This window comes from Kitasatospora sp. NPDC001660 (assembly GCF_053596725.1).
The window spans coordinates 16,871-27,302 of record NZ_JBSFGU010000067.1 but is presented as its reverse complement, the minus strand read 5'-3'; the positions used below and the strand labels follow the sequence as shown (position 1 = coordinate 27,302).

General features: G+C 72.4%; 11 protein-coding genes and 1 pseudogene. 3 read left to right on the top strand and 9 right to left on the bottom strand.

Annotated features, from left to right (window positions below):
* Window positions 1-382: 382 nt before the first annotated feature.
* Window positions 383-646, bottom strand: coding sequence for a DUF4287 domain-containing protein (locus ACWCXH_RS36725; RefSeq protein ID WP_449805848.1), 264 nt, complete (start codon window positions 644-646; stop codon window positions 383-385).
* Between the two features lie 320 nt (window positions 647-966).
* On the opposite strand from ACWCXH_RS36725, the gene ACWCXH_RS36720 reads away from it, so the two are divergent.
* Window positions 967-1,704, top strand: a complete 738-nt coding sequence (locus tag ACWCXH_RS36720) for a peptidase inhibitor family I36 protein (protein ID WP_449805846.1) — start codon at window positions 967-969, stop codon at window positions 1,702-1,704.
* A gap of 147 nt (window positions 1,705-1,851) precedes the next feature.
* Here the strand turns inward: ACWCXH_RS36720 and ACWCXH_RS36715 are convergent, their stop codons facing one another.
* From ACWCXH_RS36715 to ACWCXH_RS36690, 6 genes and pseudogenes are all read right to left on the bottom strand, one after another.
* Window positions 1,852-2,037, bottom strand: coding sequence for a hypothetical protein (locus ACWCXH_RS36715; RefSeq protein ID WP_449805845.1), 186 nt, complete (start codon window positions 2,035-2,037; stop codon window positions 1,852-1,854).
* 208 nt (window positions 2,038-2,245) lie between these two features.
* Window positions 2,246-2,665, bottom strand: coding sequence for a hypothetical protein (locus ACWCXH_RS36710; RefSeq protein WP_449805844.1), 420 nt, complete (start codon window positions 2,663-2,665; stop codon window positions 2,246-2,248).
* A 417-nt stretch (window positions 2,666-3,082) separates the two neighbouring features.
* Window positions 3,083-3,187: pseudogene (locus ACWCXH_RS36705) on the bottom strand (IS5-like element IS4811 family transposase); the annotation flags it as partial.
* Between the two features lie 173 nt (window positions 3,188-3,360).
* Complete coding sequence (locus tag ACWCXH_RS36700; RefSeq protein WP_363486669.1) at window positions 3,361-3,570, bottom strand: tautomerase family protein; 210 nt, start codon at window positions 3,568-3,570, stop codon at window positions 3,361-3,363.
* Window positions 3,571-3,669: 99 nt separating this feature from the next.
* Window positions 3,670-3,834, bottom strand: a complete 165-nt coding sequence (locus tag ACWCXH_RS36695; protein ID WP_449805843.1) for a hypothetical protein — start codon at window positions 3,832-3,834, stop codon at window positions 3,670-3,672.
* Window positions 3,831-4,598: an SDR family oxidoreductase gene (locus ACWCXH_RS36690; protein WP_449805842.1), complete on the bottom strand. Its 768-nt coding sequence runs from the start codon at window positions 4,596-4,598 to the stop codon at window positions 3,831-3,833. Before ACWCXH_RS36690 ends, ACWCXH_RS36695 begins: the two co-directional genes overlap by 4 nt.
* An 87-nt stretch (window positions 4,599-4,685) precedes the next feature.
* Between ACWCXH_RS36690 and ACWCXH_RS36685 the strand changes: the two genes are divergently transcribed.
* Window positions 4,686-5,546 carry a helix-turn-helix transcriptional regulator gene (locus tag ACWCXH_RS36685; protein WP_449805841.1) on the top strand — a complete coding sequence of 287 codons (861 nt, stop codon included), beginning with the start codon at window positions 4,686-4,688 and terminating at the stop codon, window positions 5,544-5,546.
* 808 nt (window positions 5,547-6,354) lie between these two features.
* Here ACWCXH_RS36685 and ACWCXH_RS36680 read toward each other — a convergent pair.
* Complete coding sequence (locus tag ACWCXH_RS36680; protein WP_449805840.1) at window positions 6,355-6,963, bottom strand: CGNR zinc finger domain-containing protein; 609 nt, start codon at window positions 6,961-6,963, stop codon at window positions 6,355-6,357.
* 63 nt (window positions 6,964-7,026) lie between these two features.
* Between ACWCXH_RS36680 and ACWCXH_RS36675 the strand changes: the two genes are divergently transcribed.
* The gene (locus ACWCXH_RS36675) at window positions 7,027-8,628 is read left to right on the top strand and encodes an FAD-dependent monooxygenase (RefSeq protein ID WP_449805839.1); all 1,602 of its coding nucleotides are present in this window, start codon (window positions 7,027-7,029) and stop codon (window positions 8,626-8,628) included.
* Window positions 8,629-8,921: 293 nt separating this feature from the next.
* Here the strand turns inward: ACWCXH_RS36675 and ACWCXH_RS36670 are convergent, their stop codons facing one another.
* Window positions 8,922-10,256, bottom strand: a complete 1,335-nt coding sequence (locus tag ACWCXH_RS36670; RefSeq protein WP_449805838.1) for a cytochrome P450 — start codon at window positions 10,254-10,256, stop codon at window positions 8,922-8,924.
* Window positions 10,257-10,432 lie beyond the last annotated feature (176 nt).

Genomic DNA, 10,432 nt, shown 5'->3' with positions numbered 1-10,432 from the left:
TCCTCCCACTCCCCCCCCTCTCCCTGGGGGGGGTGTTGTTTGGGTGTCCCCGCCCCCCCCCCCGCCCCCGGCGCCCGGGGGGGGGGGGGGGCCGCCCCCCCGCCCCCCCCCGACGGTGACCTCCTCCGTGCCGGACCGTGGCTACCCCGGCGACGCCGAGCGCCTCGACGCCGAACTCGCCGCCCGGCTCCTGCGCCGCGTGCCAGTCGACCGGCTCGACCGGACAGGCCGATTCAACAGGGAAGCCGGCCCTCGCTGCCTGACCGCTCGCCGACCCGCTGCGCTGGGGCCGCCGCCATCGATCTCCTTCCCGACCTCGGCCTCGCGGCCGCCGCTGGAGCGCCTTGTCGTCGCCGGCCTGCGCCGGCCGGCTCGTGGGTGGTCACGCGGGTCGGCTCGCCTTGCCGTCCAGCCAGAGGGTGTCGGAGGCGTCGCGGTGCGAGCCCGACGTGCCCACGTGGTTGGCATCGATCTTCACGCCGTGCTTGAAGACGTGGACCAGGGCCATGCCGTGTCCTCGGCCCAGGCCGTGGTCCTCCTTGAGCCACGTGAGGATCACACCCGCCTTCGTGGACGGATCGTCGAAGCCGCGCTGCTCGGCGAGCGCGATGAACTCGCGCGGCGTCAGGCCGGTCTTGGTCTCGATGGTGTCCAGTTACGCCTGGAAGGACATGTGCTCTCTTTCGCTGGTGTTGATGTTCTGGGTGTAGCCCGGCCCTGGGAGCGAAACTCATCAGTCGGTACCAGCCGATCGGGTACGAAGTTGCCATGCAAATCGAACCATTCGACTACGAATAGCGATGGTACGGTCACTTTCAGTATCGACGGGTTTCCGTGGCCGTGCCCCGGTCGCCGGGCCCCGGCCCGACCGGCACCGATACGCCACGGCCTGAAGGACTTCAGCGGATGCAGGGGTCCGGGCGGTCTTGTGCGGGCCCATCAGTCGTCAACAGGAAGGCAGACACCGTGAGCGACGAGAACGCGCAGCTGATCTACGGCCAGGGAGAAGAGGCGTGCCCCGAAGGAAGCTTCTGCCTCTACCGCGCCACCAACTTCAACATCGGTCAGAGGCCGGGGGTCGGTGACAAGATCCTGGCCATTCCGGTGGGCTCGCACGTCAACGACTTCTCCGTGTACGGCTTCGACCACAGCGGCGACGGGGTGAGCAGCGTCGTCAACCGCACCGACGAGGACAACGCGCTCTTCTCGGCCGCCGACCAACGGGGGCATTCGCTGCCGGTGGACCGCAGGTCCTCGATCGCGGACCTGCGGCGGATCGCGATGGCCGACAGTCCGAACGGCACCTGGAACGACCAGCCGCAGTCGGCGCTGGCGGCTCCCTTCCTGGGGAACCTGATCGTCGAGCAGGCCTTCCTGAGCAAGTGGCAGGACTGGGAGACCCAGAAGTGGATCTACTCCTACCGGATCACGGTGCGCGCCGCCGAGACGCGCGTCGTGAAATGGGCGCTCGGCTTCGGTGACCTGCCCGATGGGACTGCCCTGTACAAGGGGTTCACCGATGTCTTCTGGGGCCAGGTCCTGCGGGACGGCACCGAGGGCAGCGTCCTGCTCGGTTCCCCGGCGGGCGGCGGGCACACCATCGACCCCGGCGCCGGCCTCGCCATCGACATCCAGGTCCTCTACGCGAAGGAAAGCCCCGCCCAGGAACACCTCACGAGCCTGAACGCCCAGCAACTGGGCTGAGCCCAGGCGCCACCGAACCACCCAGCCGCGGGCCGTTCCCTCCTGTGGGACGGCCCGCGCGCCACCGCGCACGTTACCCAGCAGTCGTACAGAACCGCTCTCGGACACAGCACAGCCCGACCTCAAGTAGGCCCGGCCAGCGTCTGGTCAGGAGCGGCGCCACCAGGAGCCGCGCCGCTTCTCCTCGGCCACCGCGGCTTCGGCGGCGACCCGCTCGCGCTCGGCCTCCTCCCGCGCCTTCTGGTCGGCGACGGCCCGGCGCCGCGGGTGGCCAGCCGCAGGTCCGCCACCGCCGCGCACCCCGGCGGACGCCGCGCCGACCAGGACCACCAACAGCCGCGGGAAGGACGGCCAGCGCCGCTCCCACGCCCGTCCCGTCCCGCCCCGCCCTCGCCCGCCTACTCCCACACCCGCGCGCAGGCCGCCCGCCCCGGCCCGGAGCCGTCCGGAAGCGGCTTCACGGAGGGCCGGCGCTCGCGGAACGGCCGCGCCGCCGCCCCAGAGCGCGGGACGGCGGCGCAGCGGGATCCGGAGCTTCGAGTCACGGGGTATAGCTGACCCAGCCCTTGGTGACGGTGGTGTTCGGCGGGCAGTACAGGAGGACGTTCAGGAACGCGGTGTGCGGACCGTCGCTCCGCGAGGAGCCGTCTGAACAGTTGACGTTCACCCACCACTTGGTGGTGCCCCAAGACGAGCACGAAATACCGTAGTACCACTGGCCGTTGAGGAAACCGATGGTCGGGGTGCTGCAGTTGAGGCCCTCGACCCGGGTCGGCGACGCCGACTGTGCCTCGGCGGCCGGAGCCGCGACGACGCAGGCCGCCGCGAACCCGGCCAGCAGACAGCCGGCGATTCCGAGCCTCTTGCTCCTGGTGTTCCTGCGCACGATGGTTCCGTCCTCGTTGTCGATGGTGACAGTGCCGCTGTGACCCGCGGCCGGGACGTGCTCGGTGACGTGCATCGGCGAATATAGGGAGGGACTGTGAAGTTCCGCATATGACAGTGGAAAAGTCGCCATGGCGGCGGCACGCTGCCGCTTCACCGGTGCCGAACCGCACGGTGCGCCGCGCGGGGGTGTAGCGGGCCGCACGGGGCACGGAAGCCACACCCGACCGAACGCTCATCGGCCGAAAGCAGCCGTTCCCCCGGCGCACCGTCCCGATGCCGATGCCCGGGCAGCGTTGTGCGGCGCCCATCGCGCCGGGCGCCGGCGCCCGGTTCGAGCCCGGAGCCACAGTCGTGCGCCGCGACATCACCAGACGCTCGCCGCACCGGCGCCGTGCCGCACCTCGGCTACTGGCCAGGGATCAACGCGCTCACTCTGACCACTTGGGCGGCGACGCTGCGCACCGGACCACAGGATCACGGCCTGGGCGCTGTCGGCGCGGGTCTTGACCAGGATCATCAGGAGCAGGCCGAGGGTGTCGACGACCAGGCGTCGCTTGCGGCCGTTGATCTTCTTCGCGCCGCCGTAGCCGCGCGTTGAGGGCGAGAAACGATGGGAGATCCCGAGAGTCACCGAGAGTGAGTGGCGCCGGCCGTGCTCAGCGACCCGCGGTTCGCTGCTGCGAGCGCGAAGGCGCGACACGGAGGAGGGCCGGTGAAGGCCGTGTGGGGCCCGGCGGGCTGCGCCGGGCCCCACACGGGTGGTCGGCGTCAGGCGTCGCCGTTGAGCATGGCGGCGGTAAGGACGTTGCCGGCGACGCCCCAGCCGCCGTCGACGACCTCGTCGACGAGCACGACCGTGGTGGGACGGGCCCGCTCACCGTAGATCTCCGCGTACAGCTCGGTGGTGCGCTCGACGATCTTCTTCTTGTCCTCTGCGGTGATGGTGCCTGCGGGAACCTTGAAGTTGGCGAAAGGCATGGGTCCTGCTCCTTTGAGTGGGTTTCTTCCATGGGGTCGGACGTCTGTGTCCGAGGGGGCGGAAAGCCGATGGCCGTCCCTCGGCCGGAGCCGGCGTGATTAGAGGCTGGCGCGGGGAGTGAGCAGTTCGTCGATGCCGATGCGGTGGAAGAACTCCGCACGGACGCGGTCGTACACGGCGGAGACCACTTCGCTGCCGTCGCGGCCGGAATCGAAGCCACTGGACGCGCCGGTGACCACCACGACCTTCGGCCGCGCACTCACACCATGCCGCCGTTGGCCCGCAGGACCTGGCCGTTGACCCAGTGCCCTTCCGGGCTGCTGAGGAACGCGACCACGTTGGCGATGTCCTCGGGGGTTCCCAGCCGCTCCAGCGGCGGGGTCTTGGCGAGCTGCTCGATCTGCTCGGGCGTCTTGCCGTCGAGGAACATGTCCGTGGCCGTGGGCCCGGGGGCGATGGTGTTCACGGTGACGTCCCGTCCGCGCAGCTCGCGGGCGAGGATCAGCGTGATCGACTCGATGGCGCCCTTGCTCGCCGCGTACGCGCCGTACCCGGGGAACTGGGTGCCGACCACGGAGGTCGAGAACCCCACGAAGGAGCCGCCCGCACGCAGGCGCCGGGCCGCCTGCTGGGCGACGACGAAAGCGCCGCGGATGTTGGTGCGGTGCACGGCGTCGAGCACGGCGAGGTCGAGGTCGGCGATGGGCGACAGAGCGAGTCGACCGGCGCAGTTCACGACGACATCCACGCCGCCGAAGTCCTGCTCCACCCGGTCGAACACCGAGGCCACCGCGCTCTCGTCCGCCACATCCGCCTGCACGCGGATCGCGCGCCCGCCGGAAGCGGTGATCGCCGCCACCGTCTCCTCGGCGGCGGCCGCGTCGTGGGCGTAGTTCACCACGACGGCCAGGCCGTCCTGGGCGAGCCTGCGGGAGACCGCCCGGCCGATGCCGCGTGATCCTCCGGTAACGACGGCAACCCGCGCGGCCGCCGGTTCATGAGTCCGAGCTTGGTGGTTCGTAGTCATGTCCCCCACGATGCACCGCTCTGAGCTGCGCAACCAGGGGATGTCATCCCCTGGGCCAAGGGCCCGGCGAAGCGCACAATGGCGGTCATGAGTTCTGCGAAGTACACCGAGCTGGGAGCCTTCCTGCGTTCGCGGCGTGAACGCATCCGCCCGGCCGACATCGGGCTCCCGAGCGGGCCCCGGCGCCGGGTTCCCGGGCTGCGCCGCGAGGAGGTCGCCCAGCTCGCCGGAGCATCGGTGGACTACTACAACGAGCTCGAGCGTGGAGCCGGGTCCCAACCGTCCGGGCAAATGATCGCCGCGCTGGCCAGGGCCCTGCGCCTGAGCGCCGACGAACGCGACTACCTCTTTCACCTGGCGGACCGCCCGGTGCCCGTACAGGGCGGAGCGGCCTCGCACGTGCACCCCGGCATGCTCGACCTTCTCGACCGGCTGGCATCGGCACCAGCACAAGTCATTACCGACTTGCACGTCACCCTCGTGCAGAACCCGGCCGCGGTGGCCCTGCTCGGAGACCAGACCGGCCTCCGAGGCCCTCGGGCCAGCTTCGTCCACCGCTGGTTCACGGAACCCGACGCCCGACGTCTCTACCCCGAATCCGATCACGAGGCCCAGTCCCGTGCCTTCGTCGCGGATCTACGGGCCGCTGCCGCGCGCAGGGACGCGAAGGACACCGAAGCCACCTCGATGATCCAGTCGCTGCTCGGCACCTCCTCCGAATTCGCCGCGCTGTGGGCCGACCACGACGTGGCGTTCCGGCGGAACGACCGCAAGCGCCTCAACCACCCCATGCTCGGTCTGGTCGAGGTCAACTGCCTCAACCTGTTCAGCGAGGACGGCCGGCAGCGCCTGCTCTGGTTCACTCCCGCGACCGGTACGGACAGTTCCGGCCTGCTCGACCTCCTCGCGGTCATCGGCACGCAGGAAATCGCCGAACCGACACCTTGACGACCCAGCTGGCGGCTTTCGACTGGAAGGATCGTCCTCGTGGCCCTGCCGACCCGGCGGTCGCCAACCGGATTGGCGCTGCGGAGCGGAGCCTGGAGGGCGGCAAGGGCAGGTCGATGTTCTTCGAAATGCCAACTCCAAGTGCTCGGCGCGGTTTTCAGCGTAGCGAGTTTGCCTTTCGCCGAGGGCGTCATCAGCTCCGCCCGAAAGCGGAGTTGACGTGGCGCTGCGGCCGCCGAACAGTGCCCAGGCACTGAATCGGCGGCCCGGGTACGGGTCGCCTCCCCGGTGGAGGCACCGTGGCGCGGGTCAGGCGAGCGCAGCCTCCAGTCGGATGGCGAGCTCGGCAAGCGCTTCTCGGCGACGTCCGCAGCCGGGTCCGCCGCCGGGCGGCCGGGATGACCCTGGAGGACATCCAGCAGGCCCTGCACCGGGCCCGGGACGACGAGCGCACCGCCGACCGGTACGCCGACGCCGGAGACGAGAACGCCGTCGCCACCACGGCCGCCAGCTGCGCCGGGTGGCAGCGCGTGCGCGACCACACCGCCCAGACCCGCGCAGAGCGCTACGACCCCGACCACGACACCGCCCTCCAGCACGCGCGGCGCGCCGTGAGGGTCACCGCCGGGACGTTGCCGAATGCGCCTGCGCGGCCGCCCGCCAGGCCCGACAGACCACCGACACCGCCCACCGCCGCCTCGCTGGCACCGCCGCGCCCCTCTGCACCGCCCTCGACCGGGCCGCCTCCGGCGCCTTCTCGGGGCCGCCGCTCTTTCGTTACGCCGAGCGCCCTCAGAGCCGGCTCCGCTCATGATCGCCCGGGCAGCTCCTGGTCCCGCCCTTCCCCCGCGGCGCGGTGGGCCCGGTGGGCGGCGACGCGGACGCGGGTGGCGCAGCGTGGGGTGCAGTACCGCTGCGGGGTGCGGCGGCCGGTGTCGATGAAGAAGCGGCCACAGCCAGTCGCGGCGCATTCGCCCCAGGCGCAGTGGCCGCGGTCGCTGAGCCACAGGCCGAGGGCCAGGGCGGCGGTGGAGAGCAGCCAGTGGGTGAGGCCGGCGTCGGGGGGTGCCTGGGTGTGCATGGACCAGGGGCGGCCGGGGAGTCGGACGAGGCGGGGGCGGGCCGGGAAGCGGTCGAGCAGGGTGTTGATCGCTTCGGCGGCCTGGTCCGGGTCGCGCATCGCAAGGATGGCGATCACGTGGGCGGTGGCGTCCCGGAGTTCCCGAGCGTCGGCGTCGGTGAGGTCGAAGGGCGGGCCGCCGTGGCGTTCGAGGAGTGCCCGGAGGTCGGCGGCGCCCGTCCCGGGTTCGTCGCGGACGGTGTTCGCGAGGTCGGTGAGGAAGTGGAGGCCGCGGGGGTTGCCGCTGTCGAGGTCCCGGGTCATGGGGGCGGGGTCGTCCTGCTCGTTCGCGTTCATCCCCGTCATGGTAACTTCAAATCACCTGATTAGGCGTTACAGTCGAGGCGGAGGAGTGGTGCCATGCGATCCCCGGAGACGACGTCCGTGCCGGTGCTGGTGGTCGGCGGCGGTCCGGTCGGTCTGACGCTGTCGCTCCTGCTGTCCGGGCACGGGGTGCGGCACCTGCTCGTCGAGGCGCATCCGGACACCTCGCGGCATCCCAAGGCCCGTGGCGTGTCCGCGCGTTCGATGGAGATCTTCCGGCGGTGCGGCCTGGAACCGGCGATCCGGCGGGCGGGGCTCCCGGCCTCGCAGGTGTTCTTCTACCGCGGCCGGAACCTCGTCGACCCGGACTTCGTCCGCACCGGGGTGGCGGGCGGCCCGGCGGGCGGCGCCGAGCGCACCCCGTCGCCGGGGCTGATCTGTTCCCAGGACGCCCTGGAGGCCGTCCTGCTGCGCCGCGCCCGCGAACTCGCCCCGGACGGCGTCCGGTTCGCGACCCGGCTGGTCTCCTTCACCGAGGACGCCGGGGCAGTGCTTGCCGTACTGGAGGACCGGACTGCCGGTGAGCGGCACACCGTCCGCGCCGACTGGCTGGTCGGCTGCGACGGCGCGGCGAGCACCGTCCGCGCCGGGGCCGGGATCGCGATGGAGGGGCCGACGGGCCTGGGCCACTTCCTGAGCATCCGCTTCGAGGCGCCGCTCGGCCCGGTCGTGGCCGATCGCGCGAGCGCGTCGTACTTCCTCACCGAGCCGGGCCGCGGCGGTTTCCTGGCCGTGGACAACGACCGGCACTGGATCTACCAGCACCCCTACGACCCCGGGCGCGACGACATCGCGGCCCTCGCCGCCGACCACCCGCGGCTGGTCGGGCTGGTCCGGGACGCCACCGGCCTGCCGGGCCTGGAGGTCACCGTCCGGGACACCACGACCTGGCGCATGGACGCCCGGCTCGCCGCGTCCTACCGCAGGTCCCGGGTGCTGATCGCGGGCGACGCGGCCCACGTGGTGCCCCCGACCGGCGGGCACGGCATGAACACCGGCATCGGCGACGCGGACAACCTGGCCTGGAAGCTCGCCGCGGTCGTCGCGGGGACGGCCGGCGAGGCGCTGCTGGACACCTACGAGGCCGAACGCCGCCCGGTGGCCCGGCAGGTCATCGACCTGTCCCTCGCGAACTCCCGCGCCCGGACGAGCTACCGGATCGACGACGAGCTGCTGCTCACCGCCGCCTACCGCTCCACCGCCGTCCTCGCCGACCCCGACCCCGGCACCGACACCCTGCCGCGGCCGGCCCTGGATCCCGAGGGCGAGCACCCCGGCGGCGGGCCCGGCTGCCGGGTCCCGCACCTGCGGCCGGCCGGGACTTCCGGGGTCCCGTCCACGCTCGACCTGCTCGGCCCCGGCTTCACCCTGCTCACCACCGGCGCGGACCCCACGGACCCCGCCTGGCAGCGGCAGGTGGAAATTGCCGAGGCGGCCGGCCTGCCCGTCGTCCTGCGGTCGCCGACCGGCGAGGACTGGTCGGACCTGTTCGGCCTCCCGCCCACCGGAGCGGTCCTGGTCCGCCCCGACGGCCACATCGCCTGGCAGGCGCCACAACCGACCGCCGACGACGCGCAGTTGCTCGACGCGCTGCGCCGGATCCTCTCGGCCCGCCCGTCCGCGGACGTCGACCGGTAGCCGGCCGGGCCCGGGGGCGGGGCGGCCGGAATTCGCGGGACAGGCCGCCCGCCCTCCGGTAGGAGCGCCGCGGCCTGTGTTGATGACGGGCAGCGGATAGAACCGGCCGTCCGGCTCGGCGACGTACGGCTGCCCGCAGCCCGTGCACCACAGCGCCATGCGAGCCCAGGCGGCCGGGGGCTGTTGCCCGTGCAGCGAGCCGGCAGTGAACCGCCTGGCGTCCGCCCCGCACGGACGCCGCCGTCAATGTGGCGCTCCGCTGGCTAGCACGTACTTCGGTTGCTGACGCCCGGTCACCGCACCCGGCGGGTCAGGGTGGCCGTGAACGGTCGCGGACTCATCGAGGAGCTGCGGGCCGGGCGGATCGGGCGGCCGGGAGTCGGGGTGACCGACCAGCGGGTGGCGATGGTGGCGATGGCGAGGGCGGCCTCGGTGGTGCCGAAGGCGTCGCCTATGCAGCGGCGGGCACCGGCCCCGAAGGGGGCGTAGGTGCCGGGTGCGGGGCGGGAGTTGGCGAGCCAGCGGTCCGGGTCGAAGCGGTCGGGGGCGGGGAACAGGTCGGCCCGGCGGTGCAGCAGGTACGGGCTGTACAGGATGGTGGCGCCGACCGGGATGCGGTGGCCGCCAAGGTCCGCGTCACCGTCGGCGACGACCCGGCTGAGGATCCAGGCCGGCGGGTAGAGCCGCAGGGTCTCGGTGACGATGCGGGTGGTCAGCGGCAGGGCGGGCAGGTCCTCGTGCCGGGCGGGGCGGCCGTCGAGGACGGTGTCGAGCTCGGCGTGCAGCCGCTCGCGGACGGACGGGTGGGCGGCGAGCAGGGGCCAGGTCCAGGAGAGGGTGGCGGCGGTGGTCTCCATCCCGGCGAGCAGGAAGGTGACCATCTGGTCGTGGATCTCCTCGTCGGACAGGCCCCGTCCGTCGTCGTCGCGGGCGGCGAGAAGTATGGAGAGCAGGTCGTGATGGTCGGTGTCGGCGGCGCGGTAGTCGGCGATGAGGCGTCTGGTGATCTCGGCGAGGTCGTCGCGGGCGCGCTGGTAGCGGCGGTTGCCGGGAGTGGGGATCCGGTTGAGGCCGGGCAGCGGCATCATGACCCGCCGGGCGACGCCCTTGATGACGATGTTCATGCTGTCGTGGACGGGCAGCGAGCCGGCCTGTTCGTGGGCGGCGAAGAGGCAGCGGGCAGTGGCGGCGATGGTGAGCCGGTGCATCGCGGCGGGGACGTCGATCACCTGGCCGTCCCGCCAGGGCGCGATGGCGCCGACGATCTCCTCGGCCATTATGGCGGCGTAGCCGGGCAGCCGTTCGCGGTGGAAAGCGGGCTGGAGCAGGCGACGTTGGCGCCGGTGGTCGGAGGCGGGGCAGGTGACGAGGCCGTCGCCGAACACCTCGCGGGCCTTGTCGAAGATCAGCCCGCCCTTGTCGTAGACACGGTGCTCGGTGAGCAGCCGGCGGACCAGGTCGGGGTGGCAGGCGACGTAGGCGTCCAGCGGGCCGAGCCGGAGCCGGACGAGGTCGCCGTGGGCGGGCAGGCCTGCCACGAACTCGTACGGGCGCCGGACGAAGGCGGGGGCGTGGCCGAGCAGGGGCAGGGCGCCGGGGGCGGTGGCCGAAGTGTACTGGGTGGGCACGGGCGTCACCTTGAGTGTGGGGGTTGGTGATCGGCAGCTTCCCTGGCCGCGATCGGCGAAAACGGCCGCCTCCCGGCGGCTGGGTGAACACGGGAGCGCATGCCGAACGTGTGTGCGCCGTCCGGCCGTTGGTGTGAACGGGCGCACCGGGGGCGCCCGACGGGCTATCCGCGGGC

Coding starts and splice junctions, on each gene's coding strand:
- ACWCXH_RS36710 (WP_449805844.1), bottom strand. CDS start 2,665: ATGCACGTCACCGAGCACGTCCCGGCCGCGGGTCACAGCGGCACTGTC.
- ACWCXH_RS36700 (WP_363486669.1), bottom strand. CDS start 3,570: ATGCCTTTCGCCAACTTCAAGGTTCCCGCAGGCACCATCACCGCAGAG.
- ACWCXH_RS36690 (WP_449805842.1), bottom strand. CDS start 4,598: ATGACTACGAACCACCAAGCTCGGACTCATGAACCGGCGGCCGCGCGG.
- ACWCXH_RS36685 (WP_449805841.1), top strand. CDS start 4,686: ATGAGTTCTGCGAAGTACACCGAGCTGGGAGCCTTCCTGCGTTCGCGG.
- ACWCXH_RS36680 (WP_449805840.1), bottom strand. CDS start 6,963: ATGAACGCGAACGAGCAGGACGACCCCGCCCCCATGACCCGGGACCTC.
- ACWCXH_RS36675 (WP_449805839.1), top strand. CDS start 7,027: ATGCGATCCCCGGAGACGACGTCCGTGCCGGTGCTGGTGGTCGGCGGC.